16 protein-coding genes and 1 pseudogene are annotated in these 18710 nt (G+C 43.7%); 7 read left to right on the top strand and 10 right to left on the bottom strand.

Features of this window, described 5'->3' with window-relative positions; all coding sequences use genetic code 11:
* The first annotated feature begins 4 nt into the window (after nt 1-4).
* The 3 genes from N473_RS11695 to thpR all read left to right on the top strand — a co-directional run bounded on the left by N473_RS11695 (nt 5) and on the right by thpR (nt 4296).
* Nucleotides 5-3151, top strand: a complete 3147-nt coding sequence (locus tag N473_RS11695) for a lantibiotic dehydratase (protein WP_063368063.1) — start codon at nt 5-7, stop codon at nt 3149-3151.
* Nucleotides 3152-3253: 102 nt separating this feature from the next.
* The gene (locus N473_RS11690; protein WP_063368062.1) at nt 3254-3772 is read left to right on the top strand and encodes a hypothetical protein; all 519 of its coding nucleotides are present in this window, start codon (nt 3254-3256) and stop codon (nt 3770-3772) included.
* Complete coding sequence (thpR, locus tag N473_RS11685; protein WP_063368061.1) at nt 3772-4296, top strand: RNA 2',3'-cyclic phosphodiesterase; 525 nt, start codon at nt 3772-3774, stop codon at nt 4294-4296. Before N473_RS11690 ends, thpR begins: the two co-directional genes overlap by 1 nt.
* On the opposite strand, the gene N473_RS11680 is transcribed toward thpR, so the two are convergent.
* Genes N473_RS11680 through N473_RS11670 form a run of 3 tightly spaced genes read right to left on the bottom strand, consistent with a single transcriptional unit; the run spans nt 4286 to nt 6941 of the window.
* Nucleotides 4286-4936, bottom strand: coding sequence for a glycoside hydrolase family protein (locus tag N473_RS11680; RefSeq protein WP_063368060.1), 651 nt, complete (start codon nt 4934-4936; stop codon nt 4286-4288). The genes thpR and N473_RS11680 overlap by 11 nt on opposite strands.
* A complete protein-coding gene (locus N473_RS11675) occupies nt 4915-5619 on the bottom strand; it encodes a hypothetical protein (protein WP_052262573.1) in 705 nt (234 codons plus the stop codon). Before N473_RS11675 ends, N473_RS11680 begins: the two co-directional genes overlap by 22 nt.
* Nucleotides 5620-5651: 32 nt before the next feature.
* Complete coding sequence (locus tag N473_RS11670) at nt 5652-6941, bottom strand: LysM peptidoglycan-binding domain-containing protein (RefSeq protein WP_063368059.1); 1290 nt, start codon at nt 6939-6941, stop codon at nt 5652-5654.
* A 176-nt stretch (nt 6942-7117) separates the two neighbouring features.
* On the opposite strand from N473_RS11670, the gene N473_RS11665 reads away from it, so the two are divergent.
* On the top strand, nt 7118-7414 hold the full coding sequence (locus N473_RS11665; RefSeq protein WP_039611170.1) for a DUF6482 family protein: 297 nt from the start codon (nt 7118-7120) through the stop codon (nt 7412-7414).
* Between the two features lie 25 nt (nt 7415-7439).
* On the opposite strand, the gene N473_RS11660 is transcribed toward N473_RS11665, so the two are convergent.
* The 4 genes and pseudogenes from N473_RS11660 to N473_RS11650 all read right to left on the bottom strand — a co-directional run bounded on the left by N473_RS11660 (nt 7440) and on the right by N473_RS11650 (nt 11739).
* Entirely contained in the window at nt 7440-9434 is a 1995-nt protein-coding gene (locus N473_RS11660; protein ID WP_063368058.1) for a hypothetical protein, read from the bottom strand.
* A gap of 159 nt (nt 9435-9593) precedes the next feature.
* A complete protein-coding gene (locus N473_RS11655; RefSeq protein ID WP_081221112.1) occupies nt 9594-10346 on the bottom strand; it encodes a LytR/AlgR family response regulator transcription factor in 753 nt (250 codons plus the stop codon).
* Between the two features lie 84 nt (nt 10347-10430).
* Nucleotides 10431-10579: pseudogene (locus N473_RS26730) on the bottom strand (histidine kinase); the annotation flags it as partial.
* Nucleotides 10580-10839: 260 nt separating this feature from the next.
* Nucleotides 10840-11739 (bottom strand): pepsin/retropepsin-like aspartic protease family protein, encoded by a 900-nt coding sequence (locus N473_RS11650; protein WP_063368097.1) that lies wholly within the window; start codon nt 11737-11739, stop codon nt 10840-10842.
* Nucleotides 11740-12002: 263 nt separating this feature from the next.
* Between N473_RS11650 and N473_RS11645 the strand changes: the two genes are divergently transcribed.
* Entirely contained in the window at nt 12003-12779 is a 777-nt protein-coding gene (locus N473_RS11645; RefSeq protein WP_063368056.1) for a DeoR/GlpR family DNA-binding transcription regulator, read from the top strand.
* A 30-nt stretch (nt 12780-12809) separates the two neighbouring features.
* Nucleotides 12810-14630, top strand: coding sequence for a glutamine--fructose-6-phosphate transaminase (isomerizing) (glmS, locus tag N473_RS11640; protein ID WP_063368055.1), 1821 nt, complete (start codon nt 12810-12812; stop codon nt 14628-14630).
* A gap of 140 nt (nt 14631-14770) precedes the next feature.
* Here glmS and N473_RS11635 read toward each other — a convergent pair whose 3' ends face one another.
* Nucleotides 14771-16219 (bottom strand): anti-phage deoxyguanosine triphosphatase, encoded by a 1449-nt coding sequence (locus N473_RS11635; RefSeq protein ID WP_063368054.1) that lies wholly within the window; start codon nt 16217-16219, stop codon nt 14771-14773.
* A 142-nt stretch (nt 16220-16361) separates the two neighbouring features.
* Here N473_RS11635 and N473_RS11630 point away from each other — a divergent pair, with 142 nt between their 5' ends.
* Nucleotides 16362-16868 carry a TnsA endonuclease N-terminal domain-containing protein gene (locus N473_RS11630; RefSeq protein ID WP_231099562.1) on the top strand — a complete coding sequence of 169 codons (507 nt, stop codon included), beginning with the start codon at nt 16362-16364 and terminating at the stop codon, nt 16866-16868.
* Nucleotides 16869-17010: 142 nt separating this feature from the next.
* Here the strand turns inward: N473_RS11630 and N473_RS26725 are convergent, their stop codons facing one another.
* Both N473_RS26725 and N473_RS11620 read right to left on the bottom strand, forming a co-directional pair.
* Complete coding sequence (locus N473_RS26725) at nt 17011-18456, bottom strand: hypothetical protein (RefSeq protein WP_063368053.1); 1446 nt, start codon at nt 18454-18456, stop codon at nt 17011-17013.
* A complete protein-coding gene (locus tag N473_RS11620; protein ID WP_063368052.1) occupies nt 18438-18668 on the bottom strand; it encodes a hypothetical protein in 231 nt (76 codons plus the stop codon). Before N473_RS11620 ends, N473_RS26725 begins: the two co-directional genes overlap by 19 nt.
* Between the last annotated feature and the right edge of the window lie 42 nt (nt 18669-18710).

Raw genomic sequence — 18710 nt, 5'->3', positions numbered from 1 at the left:
TGAAATGTCTAGCAAACAATTAAAAAATGATAAGTTCTTTGTGATTCGCACACCGCGTTTGGCGCTTGAGCAGCTGGTCGCATTTGGTGATGAGGAGCAAGATACAAATACCTTGCTGAGTGCATGGTTGGCGACTCCAGGGGTTGAGGAAGCGATTTATCTTGCTAGCCCTTCGCTCTTAGAGCGCATTGAGCAGTGGCGTACCAAGCCTGAGTCTAAGCAGGGTAAAAAGGTTGCCCATGCGTTGATTAAATACATGGTGCGTATGTGTTCTCGTCCGACGCCCTTTGGCTTATTTTCAGGTATCCATCAAGGTCAAATTGAAGCTCAAACAGTATTAACGCCGGCAGCGCATGTAAAAGACACTCGCAAAACTCGCCTTGATATGTTCTATTTATCTGCACTAAAAGAGCATTTTATTAAACACGCCTCGCGCTCTGAGCATCTGACTTATAAACCAAATTCATCACATTATTTTATTGCCGAGCAATGTCGTTATATAGAGACTTACCTGTCAGATGACGCGATGCAATATCGCTTGAGTGCAGTAGAAAGTGACGAGTACTTTAAGTTCGCTTTGGCGCTTGCTAAACCGGGTTTAAGTTTTAATGACTTAGTTGCGGGATTTTGTGCACAGTATGATGAAGCGAATAAAGAAGAAGTCGAAAATTACATTCAAGACCTGATTGATGAAGGCGTTTTGTTAGCGGATATTCCTTTACCGCTGACCGGAGACTCTCCAGATCTTGCGTTGCTCAAATCGATTGAAGGGATCAAAGAGTTTGATGCCGCAGATAAATTAGCAACCGCGTTGGCGCAAATAGAGGAATTGGACACTGCACGCAGTGGTGAAATTACTCCTTACAAACAGTTATTGTCTCATTTTGAAAGCTTGCCGGTGAAAGCCCAAGAAAACAAACTATTCCAAAGTGATATTTACCGTGCGTTTGAGCAGTGCCAAATTTCTGAAATGGAAATCAAGCGTGTCCAGAAGCAGATTGAGGTCATCGCAGGGCTTTCCATTTCGAACTCAGGCTCGGGTTTAAGCCAATTTATGACCCAGTTTAACAGTCGCTTTGAAGGTCAGTTCGTGCCACTAGATGTCATATTAGATGATGAGTCTGGGATTGGTATTTCGACAGAAACCGGATACGAAGCGCCTTTGGTTGCAGGGTTAAATTTGGCGCGCAGTAGCACTAACCAAGGCACCGCACCTGAGCTTAGCATGATTGATAACCTGGTAGAGCGGGCTTTAAGTTTGCCTGAAAACCGTGATAAAACCTGTGTTGTCTTAAAGAGCAAAGAACTAAAAGGCAAAATCAGCAACCAAGATGCTGTAAACAAACTCCCTTACTCGTTTGCAACCATGTTGAGCCTATATCAAGATGATAGAGGCAACCCAGTTTATAAATTCAATGGATGTTATGGCCCCTCTGCCGCCAATTTGTTAGGCCGTTTTTGTCACCTAAACACCGAGCTAAAAGCATCGGTGATCCAGCATTTAGAGCAAGAGCAGGCGCACAATGAAGATGTCATTTTTGCGGAAGTTGTGCATATGCCAGAGGGACGCCCGGGCAACGTGATCGCGCGACCGCACTTGAGGCAGTATGAGATTGTATTTATGGCGGACAGTGCACTTGAGGATGAGTATCAAATTCCGCTCAATGATTTACATGTCTGGGTTGAAGGGCAAAAGGTGAAGCTGTGGAGTAAGCGCTTGAACAAACAAGTGGTGCCGCGTTTATCGAGTGCACACAATTACTCCGCACGCAGTCTCAGTGCATATAAATTTTTATGTATGTTACAACACCAAGAAGGTCGTGCGCCGCATTTCAGCATGCCAGCTAGCACTCAACGTGCCGCATTTGTGCCGCGAGTGATGTTAGATAACCTGATCTTAAGCGAAAAAACATGGCGTATTGAGCGCAGTGAACTGGAAGCGATCAATAAAAAAGGCCAGTTTAACCGCGCACAATTAGACGTGCTAATGCAGAAGTATCAGCTGGATGCACAAGTCAGTTTTGCCATGTCGGATAATGTATTACAACTGGATATCCGCAATCCAGATATGTTTGCTATTTTGTTGAGTGAAACCAAAGGGCAAACGAATGTTGAGTTAAAAGAAGTATTGACCAGTCACTATCGCTCTCGTGTGGTGGACAGTGCAGGACATCACTACAGTAATGAAGTGATTGTGCCATTTTTGAACGATCATGCACCTGTGCATGCGCATTTCTCTGATGACCCTTACGCCAATATCACGGCGGCGCCGATTAAGCGGCGTTTTAGTGCAGGCTCTGAGTGGTTAAGCTTAAAAATCTACTCGGGGAATTCGCTGGTGGAGCAACTCTTAACGGAAGAGTTATTACCCTTAATTGAGCAAAATGGTGAGTTATACGATAAGTGGTTCTTTATTCGTTATGGGGATCCAGATTGGCATATTCGCTTGCGTTTTTATGGTGATCCGCAACAATTGTGTGGTCAACTGTTGCCGCGTTTGAATGCGCTGTTAGACCCAAAAATTGAGTCAGGCGAGTTGCATAAAGTTGAACTTATGACGTATGAGCGTGAAGTTGAGCGGTACGGTGGTCCTGAGTCGATGAGTTTAGTTGAGTCACTCTTTATGTTTGATAGCCGTTTGATTGCGCAAACATGTGGTTTAATTGATGAGTACGGTGAGGATGTACGTTGGCGTGTTGCCGTGGCGTGTACACATCGATTACTCAACCTCTTTGAGTACACTGATGAAGCACGTTTTGCTTTGGTAAGCCAGCTGAGAGAGGGCTTTGGTCGCGAGTTTAATGAGACCAGTGTGCTGCGTAAACAGCTCGGTAATCGTTATCGTGAATATCAAGAAAAGCTTGATGATGATCTCGCGAAATTGGTCCCTGAGCAAGCAGAACACTGTGATGAGGTACAAACGGCGATATTAACCATATTAGAGCAATGGCAACATAACGCGGCACCTGTGGTTGAAAAGTTGAATCAACAGATCGCAGCGCAGCAGCTTAATTGTACTAAAAATTCGTTATTGGGCTCATTACTGCACATGCACAATAATCGTATGTTTAAAGCATATGGTCGTGAGCAAGAGTTGGTAATACACGACTTAATGCGTCGTAAGTATTTCTCGGCAGACAAAAAAGCCTGATAATCATAGACCTGAAAAAGCGCTCATCTGAGCGCTTTTTTTGTGCTTTGTGGATGCACACACTACAGTTAAAGCACACTTGACAATATAAGGGGAAAGAAGATGGATGTGCTGCGATGGGGGCTATGTTTAATATGTATATACAACCCAATTGCTTGGTCGGCGGATTTAGCTAAAGAGCTGAAGGTATTCGCGCCATACCTAGGCACTTGGGAAGCCAGTTTTAGTATGTCCACAGGGACGCCTGCAGTGCAGGATGTGAGCCGCTGGGAGCGGGCATTGAATGGTACCGCGATCCGGACAGTACACTCTATCAATAATGGTGATTACGGTGGCGAGTCACTGATTTTTTGGGATAAGCAAAAGCAATCCTTGGTGTTTTATTATTTTACCACAGCTGGGTTTTACACCTCTGGACGCATAGAAGTGCTCAGTGACCATGAATTTGCAGCTTATGAACAGGTGGTGGGTAATCAAGATGGGATCACACAGGTAAAGTCGACCAGTCGTTTTAAAGCAGGCCAATTTAGCGTTGCAACTGAGTATTTTAAGCAAGGTAAATGGACAGCGCCGCAAACGCGAGTGTACCAACCTAGTCATAAAACAGTGGTGTTTAAATAATGTCGGGTAAACGGCTGTTTTTTGGTATCGGGCTGGAAGCGAGGCAGAGGGCGCATATTGAAAGTTGGCTCACTCTACATGTGACAGCGAAAAAAGCGCCGACGTTGTCTCGTAATTGGCATATGACGTTGGCATTTCTTGCACAGGTAGATAGCGAGCGAGAAGATACATTGATCAGATGGGCGAGGGAGTTGGTGTTACCGCCTTTTCAATTGCGTTTTGCGGAGTCTGGATATTGGTCTAATAACGGGATATTTTATTTGCAGCCCGATCACATAAATCGGTCATTGGGCAGTCTTGCAGACCCTTTACGAGAGTATGGGGAGCAATTGGGCTTGTATCGTAACCCTTATCCATTTTCACCCCATATTACCTTGTTTCGTGGTGTTAAGCCGGTGCCTCACGTTGATGTGCCCATCGAGCCTTTCTCGCTTGATGTGACGCACTTTCATTTATACCAGTCACACACCCTAGATGACGGGCTCCACTATACGCCAATCGAAACATTTGCGCTTAGCGCTTAAATCGAGAGAGTGCTTTGGCAAGGATAAAGTGACCGAGTCTTTGCAATAAACTGGCGGTACCACTTTGCTTGAACAAGCGCGCTGTGGCGTTATTTCGGGCTTTACTCACGTGTTTTCGGTGGCATTCTTTGGCAGCGAGCTGCCAATTCTCAGTGCGAATGGCATGTAGTAGCTTTGGCCATGCACGACTTAAATTAGGTGTACCTAAATTGTATGCCATGTCGAGCAGTGCGAGTTGCACATTGGAAGGCATACGGTGAAAGGGGATATAGCCATTTTTCGTACTGAAAAGGCGGCTAAGTTCGGCTTCAAACTCCTCGACCTTCTTTTCTAATAATTTGATGCACGCTTGCTGTGGCAAGTACAATTTGCAGTGTGACTCATACCAACTGGCCAGACGCCCTGCAGGTAGGCGAGAAATGGTCTCAAACTCTTGTATTTTAAGTGCTCGACTTGCCGCTTTGTGGGTGGATTTTTCGCGCAGGGCAAATTTATTTAGCGCTTTGGCGCTGGTAATATGAAAGCCAGCGCCTAAGGTCACATTGCCGCGTGTATCGACATATAAATGTGCAATGACCCCTTCGTATAAACAAATGTGTTTAGCCGCTTTTCGACGATTTATTGTGTTGAATTGGAACAATTCGCAACCTTTTTTACTTCTGACGCTTTATTCACTGTGTAGCATTGCTTGAGCAAGGAGCAATAGCAAGTATTGACTTCAATATCATGGGCTATTTCACCGATTTTTTCCCATAAATTGTTATTAAATTTACTTCTTACCATGGAAAATAAGACCAAATCATTGCCATCGGCCAACAGCGAGTTATTGGGGTTACTGGTAACATACCAGCCAAATTGCTTCAGGTAGTTGATATCACCATTATCTGCTTGTAGCTCTTTAAGCGCAGTTCGGTAAGCATCGAGGTTACAGCAATCATTCAACAGTGCGACGAGGGTATCGTACTGTGTATCCTGATATTCAAATTGCATGGATTTTATCAGTGCAGGTCCTGTGCCGGAGTTTTTCACTTTGACCGTCATGTGGGACCGCTCTGCTTCAATATCATAGTCGCTATAGCTGACTTGTAGCCATGGCCAAGTTTCCGCATACAGCTGCCTTTCTGCGGCAGTGACTTGCTCTTGTGCGGCCTTTGCTTGCATATATGTGGCATAAAAGGATGCTGCAGAAATAAAGATGGCACACAGTGCCAAGATGCTGTTCATTTTAGAGCGTGATAAACGCAATTTAAACTTCGGCTGCTGACTATGCTGCGATTCTGTGGCGTCAGATTGTTCCACTGTGTCGTCTTGCTGTGAAGACATGTTCACCTCCTTTGGATATGTCTAGGGCGCGGCTAAAAAATAGTCAGTTGCTTGCCAATTTGCAGTGTAGAGCCAGAGAGTTCATTCCATTGCTTCAATTTATTGACAGAGACATTAAATTGCTTGGCAATGCGCCATAAACTGTCACCTGATTTAACGGTATAGGTGTAGTGTTGATCTGCCAGTACCGGTAATACCAAGTGTTGCCCTATGCGTATTGTGTCTGAGCGTAATTGATTAAATGATTTAAGTTGGCTCACACTCAGTTCGTAATTAGCTGCAATGACACTGAGGCTATCGCCTCGGCGTACTGTGTAAGTTTGCCATTGATTGCTTGGCATTGTGGGCAGGTTTTTGGCATAGCTCTGCCATTGCTGGGCTTTGTCGAGTGGCATAATGAGTCGATTGGGGCCGCCAAGTAAAGCGGGAAAGCGCGCATACCCGGTGTTAAGCTCGGCCAACATAGACCAATTTGGATCTCTGTCTAAAATGGTTGCTGCTGGCAATGACACGGTGGTGATGGCCTGCGTATTGGCAATGGCTGGAAATGGCATTAATTGTTGTTTGAGCAATTGCGTAGCAGCGATGAGCTTAGGGACATAGTGACGTGTTTGGCGTGGCAGTTGTAAAGCAAAGAAGTCTGTCGATTTCCCTGCTTTGCGATTGTTTGCTATGGCTCTTAATACGCGCCCTTCACCTGTATTATAGGCCGCGACAGCATGATACCAGTTACCGTCAAAGCGTTTGTGTAAATAGGTTAAAAAGTCCAGTGCGACGCGTGTTGAGTCAATTAAATCTTGACGTCCATCATACCAAGGGTTGATCTCAATACCGTAGTGTTTGGCTATCAATGGAGTCAATTGCCAAAGCCCTGAAGCATGTTTATGTGAATAGGCCTGCATATCGAAGTCAGTTTCGATCAATGGCATTAATGCTAACTCGATAGGCAAGCCGCGCTTCTCAATCTCAGTGACGATGTAATACAGCAAAGGCTGTGCGCGTTGGCTGATGGTATCCATGTAATTCGGGTGCTGCAAATACCAATTAACGCGTTTGAGTACCCTAGGGTGGCTGGAAGGCGCAAAGCTTATTTGTTGGCGGATCCGCTGCCAGACATCTTCAGCATGGATAGGGGCAGTAGGGAAAGGTTGCTGCTCTATATCATGGTGTGGCTGCATCTGGCTTGGCACAGTATGCAATTCGGTGACTTGCGAAGTCAGCTCACCTTCTTGAGTTAGCTCACCTTCTTGAGAGCCTTCTTTGGTCGACTGACAGGCGGTAAGAGACAGCATACAAGCAATGAGAAAAGCGCGTTTGAGCATAGCGGCACCGAGTTATTATTATTCTGGTTGCGCTATTTTATAAGTTAGTGAAATAAATACACAAGTTAAAATAATTGGGACATAGAATATGCTCAATATAGAGGCTGCCTGTTTTTTGAACTAAACTGGGGTTGAGTGCGTTTATATAGGTAGTTCCATTAAGAGAGGTGTTTTTTATGGATCGCACAGAATTGAAAGAGCAATTTGAACACAGTTACATGGATCCGGTGATATTAAGCTATGCAGATTCAAACCATTATTTAGCAGGCGGCCTGGATGTGTTGGGCAATTATCATTTGATCACGGATAAACATGGCAAAATCGTGACCTATAACTCTTTGCGAGAAGCAGAAGTTGAATTGGCCGATTTGGGAGCCAAAGAGGCGACGTTAGATATGGAGACCGCCTATGATGAAATGGTGGGGAGTGTCAGTGACGGTCATTGTCGTTTTAAATTACCTTTAGTGCATTAGCGATGAGAGGGGCGAATGCCCCTGTTCAAAGTTGCCCTAAGATAGACAGTGTAACGACTGGGTCGATGCGCTCATCGAAGCGAAGTGTACCAGTGTATGCGCCCCTTCGGTCTGTGTCGTAAAAGTGTTGTATATAACTGTACTTCGCCGTATTGATGGTCGCAATTGATGTGCGAACCCGCAATGTATGGGTAAATTGATATTCCATAAATGCACTGAACTCAACGTTATCTTCTTCGACATACAGTTCGTCAACAAAGTAGTTGGTCTCTGTGAAGGGTAAATAGACATCGATGCCCCAGCTGTAGTATTGACGGTCTTGTCGGAATTCAATCGTGGCATCATGTGGGACCAGACCATCAATGGGGCGTTGTCCGGTCAGTGGATCTTGATATCGAGCACTGGCGAAATCATAGTTGAGCGTTAACTGGCTATCGGACAGCCATGTCGCTGTGTCCCATGTTGCGCTCAGTGAGCCTCCTAATTTCTGTGCGTTACCTGCATTACCAATCATCGCATCGCCGTTTGGTCGTTGTATAAACTCGTGAACGTCCTTTTGCCATTGATGATAGACATTGATGTTTAAAAATAAGCTCTCAAACAAATGGAAATTAAACTCAGTGGCCAACTCACTATATTGACTTGGTTTGAGTGATAAGTTGCCAGATTGGGTGCGATTGAACTCGGCATCTTGGCTCTGTACAAAATCATCGAAATCTAACTGAGCAACTTGGTGTTGTGCGGTAATCGTCAAACCCCAATGAGAGTGAGGATCATAGCTAAAGCGAATGAGTGGCTTAATGAATCCCAGTTGGGTTCTATTGCTTTGTCGATCTCCACTTTTAAGTACGGTATGTTCTGCATTTAAGCGGGTATAAAGTTGCCACTGTGCAGTGAGCTGAGTGGTCATGGCTGCGTATGGTTGATATCTGATTTCGCTAACGTGGGCGTGTTCAAAGTCACCGTCACTGTCGGTTGCTGCCTTTAGTAGGTTTCGGCTGATCTCTATCCCGAGCTCAGGTGAATAAGTGCGACTGGGCAGTGAGGTATTGAACTGCACAACCTGCTCTTGTTGCGTTTTGTGTTGTTGATAGGGTACTGAAATCAGCGAGTGCTCAAAGTGATCACTGTTAATATCCGAGTGCTTTCGATTGTGCAGCACAACCAATTGAAACAGGCTATCGTTGTTACTGGTTTTTTGCCAGTCCATACTCATTTCATATTCAGCATGAGACTCGGATTCATTTAATTGCCATAATAGAGGCATGCCATTTTCTCTGTTTTGCGAGAGCTGAAAGTCATCCAGTATGGCTTTGGCTGAGAAGGTAAGTCGATTATCAACCAGCTTAGGCTGGCTGGTGATAGATAACAACCGACCATTACGTTTTTCAAACAATGTTTCGTGACCTTGCTCTACCATCCTCCCTAAGGCATCTACTTCTTGAAATACGGAGGTCGACTGACTGCGATCATCTTGGTAATGCATATTGAGTTGATGTTGCCAGCGCTCACCCGGTAAAGAGATCTGCGTCGCTAATTCACTAGGACGGTAATCATCATAAGCGGAAGTTAGCTTACTTCTAGCTTGCCAATGCGCACCGAGCTTAGGCGTGTGGGTAATGATATTGACCAGCTGATTAAATTGACTTGCTGTACTAAATGGGTGACCTGCACTGTAGAGATGAATAGCGGCGATTTGGTCACTGGATAACTGTCTTAAAATATCAGTGAGTGATTCAGACTTTGATGCCGCATTGGCGCCATTAATAAGCACATTGCCGCCAGCTGCACTTAGCCCTCGTTGATTGTTGCTTTGTGTGAGTGTGAACCCAGGTAGTTGATTGATCTTGTCTAGTGCATTTTGTCCATATAATGCATCAAGAGTTTCATTTTCATAGTGCGTTGCAGCAAATTGTTGTTTATGTGTTGTATGTGCATCAGTTACTGCGACCGTGGCGTTGCTGAAGGTATTGGCGCATAAACCAAGCAAGGTTATCACTGAATAAGCGGGTACTTTCATTGTGGGCGGATTTCCATTTTGAACTTACTTGCGATGGGTATTTAAATAAATCAATCTATTATAATCAATCACCTAGTGATGATTGGTGGGGTTTTGGGACGAATGGCATGATGCTGTTCACTCGTCCCTGCAGGGCTGGGACGAGTATCGTATTGACGGTTAAGCAATGTGCTTGAGTTTGGCTTTAACGATGGGCTTAAAGGCTTTGCTCAGTGCCACCACTTTACCATTTTTGAGCAGTACTAGACCGCTACCAGAAGGCTTTATTTGGATACGCTGAACGAAATCTAAATTAACCAAATGTGAGCGGTGTGTTCGAGTAAAGAGGGAGTCAGGGAGTTGTTGCTCTATTTGCTTTAAGGTGATCCGCTTGAGGTAATGCTGTTGTTCTGTGTGGAGTTCAACATAATTACTGGCAGAGTTAATGTGGGTAATATCATTAAAGCTCAGTTGTGTCGTGGTGTTACCTGATTCGACTTCAAGCGTATTATGATGAACGGATTTATCAGGTCGTAAAAAAGTATGCCAAAGATAGCTCAGTACAAACAGCACCACAGGGTGGGTGGGCGCGAAGTACAGCACGGTATAAGGGATGGGATCACACAATATCCAAAAATCAAAAATGGCTTGATAGGTCATTGAAATGCATAACATCAAAGCAAGGATATGAATAAACTTTTGCTTGGTCAGCTTGTTTGCTAGGTGATGCTGCGTGAGCAGGCGAAATACCACGGGAGTTAATAAATACCAAAGCCCCCACTCTTGTAAAGCCCACCAAGGGCGATTATTGATCTCTTCTGCTGGTGGCACAGACCAATCATAAAGTACATAAGTGGCAGACATGAAGAAAATAAAGGCACTCCAGCCTATGCAGGAGATAAACCATTCCTTTTTAAGTTGTGCTGTCATCATGAAACCCTAAATCAGAAACGCAGTGATAGTGTACGCGAATAATTTAATTTGCCTATATACATTGCTGCTATTTTGACCTAGAAGCTAGCCAAATACACAGCGAAAATAAGCGCCTTGTGGCTTGTGTAGGTAGATTATCTCTCCGCCATAATTTGCTTAGATAGGCTCAAGCCTATCTCTGAATCTGATTGCTTAGTTGTAAAAAATGGCAAAAATATCATTTTGTGGACATGAGCGAGAAGTTGGGTAGGACGATACGATGTCTGTAACAGAGTTGTCTAAGCAATTCAGAAGTTTAGTAGCAAGCCAGTTGAAATTACATCAAATATCAATCACCTGCATTTAGTACGAATACGAGTGAACGAGGTATACAGTAGTTAGTGCTATTTAGGGTGGATGTGGGCTGACTTTTAGAGCTGCGACAATACGACCCTCGCAGATTTTACGTTACGAATAACATAAAGGAGCCAGCGCTAAGCGCTGGCGACTCGGTTTAGAGCTGTTCTTTTGGCACGCCAACATGTAGGTTGCCGCTTTTTAGATCCATGGTCATCACAAAGTGTTTAAATACTTCATAACCTACGATACCTCTGACTCTCACGCCTTTCACATGACTACTGGAATGGCTATATTGGCTAGTTATCTTCACTTTACTGCCTTTTGCAGGGAAAGCGACATGAACATTAGATAGCGTATAAGGCCCAAATTTAACTTCTTTGGCTTGTACGTTTTCCATTTTTTCTGAGGTATTAGCGCCTGAAAACTGGGCTGTTTGGTTTTGTGTTTCTAACCAGCCAAACTTTTTCGCAAAGCGACGCTCTATCATAATGCCCCCTGAATAACCGGTATCTAGTAGCATCCAAACAGAATCTCCCTCTAATTCTAGTTTGACGATAGGCCTTTCAAATCCTTTTTGTAGTTTGAATTCGATATTCTCATACTTTTTAAGGTCGAGGTGATCGTGTGTAAGTAGGCGCATGCGTTGATTTGGGTAGTCTATTTGGGTATTGAATAGCTTAAAAAAACCTTGACCAAATAAAACGGCGTTATCAGGGTTATTTAGCGTAATAGTTGGGAGGTCTTCTAGTTGGGTATTTATGCCAAAAAAGGAGACGGGGACTTTTTGGTATACTTTGTTGCGCTTCGTATCAAATGCACCTTCTAGTTCCATATTGCCACTGTGCGTGTATGTGAGTTTGTGCTTGGCCACAAAGTTTTCATTGATGGCATTAATATTAGCCCCAGTGTCTAGTACAGCATAGCTGTCTATACCAGAGACTTTAACTGGAATCGTGATCAATCCATTTTGATAGGTAAAGTCTAGCCAAGGTGTCATCGCGGCGTGTGAAAATGTGTTGAATAGTAGTCCAACCAGTAATGTTATGTATTTCATAAAATAATGTTTCGATAAATTATGGGGAGGGTTAATTGTTGCTATTTTAGGAATTCTAAAAACGCGTAGCAATGTAGTTTTGTATTTATTTTGTAAAAATGTCATATACATTTAATTCCTTTTTAAATGTGTTGTTGATAAGTAGAGCCTACATAAAGTTTGCTAAAGGTGTTAATTATTTAGCCAAATTTACACTTGAACAATCTTCAATGTTTCGACTAGAATACACATAAATTTCGAATCGAAACTTATGTGAAAGATAAATGACCAAACGAAATACTCAACAGCGTCGCCATACTATAGTCAGCCGGGTAAACAGCGAAGGTGAAGTCAGTGTAGAGGCTTTGGCTGCTGAGTTCGAAACATCAGAAGTTACGATTCGAAAGGATTTAACCGCCCTTGAAAAAAGCGGCCTATTACTGCGTCGTTACGGCGGCGCTGTGGCGCTGCCCAAAGAGATTGTCGCAACGGGGATAGACAAGCAAGACCCACAGCGCAAAGTGGCGATTGCCAGTGCAGCCGCTGCGCTTATTCGTGACCATAATCGTATCATCATTGACAGTGGTAGAACCACCGCAGCCATGATCCCCGAGCTTGCGACCAAGCGAGGCTTAGTTGTGATGACCAATGCCATTAATATTGCTAACCGCTTATTATCACTAGAGAATGAACCCACCTTATTGATGACCGGGGGAACGTGGGATCCACATTCTGAGTCCTTCCAAGGCCAAGTTGCCGAACAAGTGCTACGCTCATATGACTTTGATCAACTGTTTATTGGTGCTGATGGCATTGATGTGGCGAGGGGAACCACCACATTCAATGAGTTGATTGGATTGAGTAAGGTGATGGCGGAGGCTGCAAGAGAAGTGATAGTGCTGGTTGAGTCTGAAAAAATTGGTCGCAAAATTCCAAATTTAGAGCTGCCTTGGCAGCAAGTCACCACCTTGATCACCGACAACACCTTGGCACCAGAGATGCGCCAAGCGATCGAGGCACATGGCGTAAACGTGATCTGTGCAGAGATCACACAAGAGTAAACACACAAACGTGCAACGAATGGAGAGATTATGTGTGGCATCGTAGGAGCTGTGGCAGAGCGCCCGGTTAACCGAATTTTAATTGAAGGTTTAAAACGTCTAGAATACCGTGGCTATGATTCAGCCGGTGTAGCCCTGAGCAGTGCAGGCACACTAAATACGGTTAAAGCAGTAGGTAAAGTTGCTAATTTAGCCAGTGCACTAGAGCGTGCAGAAGTTAAAGGTACAACGGGGATTGCGCATACACGCTGGGCAACACATGGTGGTGTAACCGAAGCGAACGCTCACCCACATTTGTCAAACGAGCAAATTGCGCTTGTACATAATGGTATCATTGAAAACCATGAAGCGCTGCGTCATGCGTTAAAAGAAGATGGCTATACGTTCTTATCGGATACAGATACAGAAGTGATGGTGCACCTTATTCACCAGTTACGTCAACAACATGGTAGTTTGCTTGAGTCAGTACAAGCCGCGACAAAGCAGCTTGAAGGTGCATATGGTACGGTTGTTTTTGACAAAGAAAACGACAATGAAATCATCGTCGCACGCTCAGGCAGCCCATTGGTGATTGGTCTAGGATTGGGTGAAAACTTCATTGCGTCAGATCAGCTTGCGTTGTTACCTGTGACACGCAGTTTTATCTTCTTAGAAGAAGGTGATGTTGCACGTATTACCCGCGATACCGTTGAAATTTATGATGTGAATGGTAATGAGGTTGAGCGAGAAGTCGTTGAGTCGAACATCACGCAAGATGCATCTGGTAAGGGCGAATATCGTCACTACATGCTAAAAGAGATTTATGAGCAGCCATTGGCTGTGCGTAATACCCTTGAAGGCCGCCTTGAAAACGACCGTGTTACAGTGGATGCGTTTGGTGACAGCGCAAACCAGATTTTTAAGGATGTGAAGCATGTTCAAATCATCGCATGTGGTACGTCTTATCACTCAGGTATGGTAGCGCGTTATTGGCTTGAGCAGTTTGCAGGCGTCAGCTGTAATGTCGAAATTGCCTCAGAATTCCGTTACCGCGAGTCGTTTGTGCACGAAAACAGCCTATTAGTCACGATTTCCCAATCTGGTGAAACTGCGGATACATTAGCGGCATTGCGCTTGGCGAAAGAGCAGGGTTACATGGCGTCTATGACCATTTGTAACGTACCTGGCTCATCACTGGTACGTGAATCTGATTTGGCGTTTATGACCAAAGCGGGCGCTGAGATTGGTGTTGCTTCAACCAAAGCGTTTACCACGCAACTTGTTGGCTTATTAATGCTCACTGCCTCTATCGCGCAAGAAAAAGGTCGCGATCAGAGCGTGATTGTTAATGCTATTAAGACTTTACCAAACAAGCTAGAAGAAGCGCTAAGCATGGCTGAAGGCATTGAAGCACTGGCAGAAGAATTTGCAGACAAGCATCACTCTCTGTTCCTTGGCCGTGGTTCACAATACCCAATCGCAATGGAAGGCGCATTGAAGCTTAAAGAGATTTCGTATATTCACGCAGAAGCATACGCAGCAGGTGAATTAAAGCACGGTCCGCTAGCGTTGATTGACGCTGACATGCCAATCATTGTTGTGGCACCAAACAATGAGCTACTTGAAAAGCTGAAGTCTAACGTCGAAGAAGTACGCGCACGCGGCGGCATCATCTATGTATTCGCTGACAAAGACTCTGCATTTGCATCAGATGATACGATGCGTGTCATGAACGTAAATCACGTTGAAGACATCATTGCACCCGTTGTCTATACTATCCCACTACAGCTACTGTCATATTATGTCGCTGTGATTAAAGGCACAGACGTTGACCAACCGCGTAACCTAGCAAAATCAGTGACAGTTGAATAATTAGGTTTCAAGGGTTTTATACTTATGTGGGTGAACAATAAAGTTTCACCCACAACAATAAAGTATCATCTCAAACAATAAAGTTTCATGCTGGGTGTGTTCTTAATGGGTCCAGCTTTTAAAAGCTGGACAGTCTCAAACTACAGGTGGTCAAATATAGAACCTTTGCTAGGGGTGAAAAGCTTTTCATAGTACTTTGTCGCATATTCGTCTGTCATTCCAGAAACGAAGTCACAAATTACCCTCATTTGCTTACGTTTTACTGAATCTTTAATTGATTGTCTTTCTTGTTCTTCTTCCGATAACCCATCAAGTACTGATTTGGCTGCTTTCTCCCAAACTTTTTTGGTCTTATTGGGTAGGAATCTCTCAGGATCTGTTGCCAATACCTCAAAGAGTTCAATTATTAGTTTTTGGCCCTTAAACTCAAGCTGCTGTACATTTTCATTGTTGATAACAAGTTCCTTAACTAGGTCAAATATTGCTTTTCTTATCTTCTCAACATCTCTAGTGAGCTCAACATTCAATCTTAATAAAGGCTCTAAGCACTGGGAATCATTTTCGACTATTTGGGTGTTACTAATCATGAGGTTTACTAAGGAACCTATAGCGTCTTTGCGTGTATAGCTTGACTCAAAAAGATCTTTTGTAATTTTGTCATACGCACAATCTGGTCGCTCAGTACTAATTTTCGCAAATAGCTCTTTTCTTTGCCTGCCATCTACTTTTTCTTCAAAGTAACGCTTCCAATCACTCTGGCGGATAAGTTCCAGAGACAAGGCATCTTCAAAGTCATGCAAACTGTATGAGATGTTATCAGCTAGGTTCATGATTGAGCAGTCTAAAGATTTATATTTTGTAAGTTTATGCTCGGTTTCAGGAGAACGATGATCATCATTCTTTGGTTTGTATTCCATGCTTGCAGTAAACTTTTCTCTCTCTTCTTGTGAGAAAGGTTTGAGGATGAACTCTACAATGGCTTCATCATCATCATGATAGCATTTAGGAGGTTTTTGTTTCGCGGCTTTAAATAACCAGTTCGGTGTTTCTTTAGTCTTTGCTTCATAAGCCATATCATTAAGTAAAGAACTGTATGCTGCTGGATATTTCAATACGCCAAGTAGCATTCTACGTGTTGGGTTTAAGCCATATCCTTCAAGATATTTATCTAAAGTCCCAAGAATTCTTAAAGTCTGTCCATTTCCTTCAAATCCACCATAATCTCTCATACAGTAATTTAAAGCTACCTCACCGCCATGTCCGAATGGTGGATGCCCAATATCATGTGCTAGACAAATAGCTGTAATTAATTCACTAGGAGGGAGTTTATCGGCATTTGCTACATTTTTCTCACGCAAATGCTTTACAATACCTCTTCCGATTTGTGCCACCTCCATAGAGTGAGTTAGCCTCGTTCGATAGAAGTCGCTCTCTCCTAAGCCTAGAACTTGAGTTTTTGATTGAAGCCTCCTGAATGCTGATGAGTGAATTAACCGAGCTTCATCTCTGTCGTATTCGCTACGATGATCTTCTTGCCTCAGTTCTTGTGGGTACTGACGTTCTTGCCAAGTTGAGTCTTCGAAACTCATAGTTCCTCCTAGCTGTTCCTTGATATTAAAAAATATATTAGCATCATACTTTGGGTTGAATGTAATAGTTTATTTCAGTCAGGTTGCAATGGAAAGTGCTGATAGGCTATGCTGAAATTTCAATCAGTTATAGCGGTATATTATGTCTAGGAAGATTGGCCATACTGAGGCTCAGTATCGTAAGTGGATCAAAGAAGGACGTGGTGCAGGTGACAATCAAGATTATAAGCCTTGGTTGACTGTTTACGATGCACCTTCAGACGGTCGTGTACATCGGGTTTTTGGTTATAAATCAAAACGCACTCATCATTTATTATCCGATCTTGAACTATCCGTGTTCTATTTGCTTGAGTGGCGGGAGGATGTGCTGCAAGTCAAAGAGCAGTTCCCTCTAGAACGCGAGATAACGCTTGAGTTAGCGGAATCTGCTGGTATCAAGCACCCAAATGTTCGTGGTGTTGACCAATACCTTTCAAGTGACTTTCTTGTTGAAACAACCTCAAGGGACCTTCCTTACTTTGCGCTACAAGCTAAATATGTCAGTTCATTTGAAGATCAGCGAAAAATAGAAATACTCGAGCTCGAGAAACGCTTTTGGCGTGAAAAGCAAATCCCCTGGAAAATAGTCACTGAGCAAGAGATCTTATAAGTGGTAAAGATCGAATGCTAAATGAACTCACCTCCAGCAAGGCGTGTGAGCAATAACGTGTCACCCGCCATTAAAGTTTCATTGAAACTTGGGCTTTTGGTAATTTTCTAATTGAAAATATTCCCTGCTGGAATGAAGTACATTACCTATCATAAATTATCACTCTGGTCTTAACATGCGGGTGTGACATAAATGACAACTTATACTTATCGGCGCCTAAAAATGCCGGGCCATACACCCCATTATTACAATCTGGGTGCAAGTAGTTACGAGCCCAAGCCCAACCCCAAGGATCAAAAATATGGTATCTGTGTCCAGCACTTAACCCTAAATTAAAGTAATATTCTCCACCGCCTTCTTGTCGTGTGAAGCCTGCAACCCCAGTATTGTTGTTATTTGAAAGCGCGCCCTCTAGATAAATATGTTCATCTATTGTTCTCACTTCATCAGTACCACTAATTTCATGCTGCAACAATAATCGGATAGTACACCCGTCACCATCAGCACAATGATTTCTAATATCTTTTGTTACACAGGCATAAGTGGTTGTGTCATTGTTGTAGACATCAAAGACCATAGGCTGGGCTTGTTGAATAATACCTGCTGATAGGGCGGCTATTTTGCTGTCAACGTAGGCTTTGTTGGCGGCATCATTATTTTGTGTCGGAGGCGCTATCCCTGTGATTTTTTGATTATTGGCGTGATTACTGCTCGCTAATATTTCTGCCAAGCTTTGGCTAACGACGACGGTGTCTCCTTTTTCACCTTGAGGGTCTTGCGGACCAGTCGCTCCCTGCGGGCCTTGGGCGCCCTTGTCACCTTTGTCGCCCTTTAGCCCTGGAATACCTTGGGGGCCTCTCTCTCCTTGCACACCCGCAATGCCTTGTAACCCTTGTGGTCCTTGTGCGCCGACATCACCTTGTCGGCCTTTCTCACCCTGAGGCCCTCTAAATTCGCTCCATTGCTGACCGTTGCAAATCATGGCAGAGTCTAGGTTTTCATCATAATAAATACTGCCACGGCTGATCTGTGAGCAAATAAAAGGTTCCGCCAGTTTTGGTGATAACAGAATTGCCCCATCAATGGTTACATTGCCAGTAAACGTATTTTGTTCAGAAGAAAGCGGTGGTACCGAGTTTATATCGAGGGGGTCAAAGCCAGTTTTAATTTCGTATAGATTGGCAAAACCATCACCATCACTATCAAAATCCGCATCGTTTAAATGACCAGTCGGGTCTTGACTAAATGGGTTGTTTGGATCGGAATTTAATAGTGTTATTTCGTCGTTATCGACAATGCCATCATTATCAGAATCTGCAAGCGGCTCTTGCAATACAGCTTGTACGGCATCAGCAATAATAAATCCGTTGGCATGCTGATTTGAAAGTTTTACGACAGAGGGCCTATCAAAAATACCAAGCGATACCCACTCGCCATTTCGATGTTGCTGGTTAACCTGTATCACGTGGCGACCATTGGTATCTGTGACCTCATAACTGGCGTTACTGGCTCGATTAGGATGCGTTGTCCATCTGGCAAATACCTCATAAGTCGCGTTAGTGCTAATGCCTAAATGCCGAAATGCCATTGAACTTCGCTAACGGTGTCAACATTTCCATCATGCTGATAATAGTTACCTTGATATCCTGCTACTGACGTACTCTTAACCCAGTCACCGGAAAGCACTGAAAAGTGTGTAGATTCATTGTCTATGACAATGGTTTCAGCCTTCGCTGATAGCGTAGTTAAAGAGAGCAAGCTTATATAAATACAAGATGTGAGTGTGGCAGTATGCTTCATAAATCCTCCATGCATATTTTAAAACAACCAAATAATTAAAAA

Origin of the sequence: Pseudoalteromonas luteoviolacea CPMOR-1, from assembly GCF_001625685.1 — a bacterium.
GTDB lineage: Bacteria > Pseudomonadota > Gammaproteobacteria > Enterobacterales > Alteromonadaceae > Pseudoalteromonas > Pseudoalteromonas luteoviolacea_K.
The sequence above is the reverse complement of the archived record's forward strand: the minus strand, read 5'-3'. Positions and strand labels throughout refer to the sequence as shown.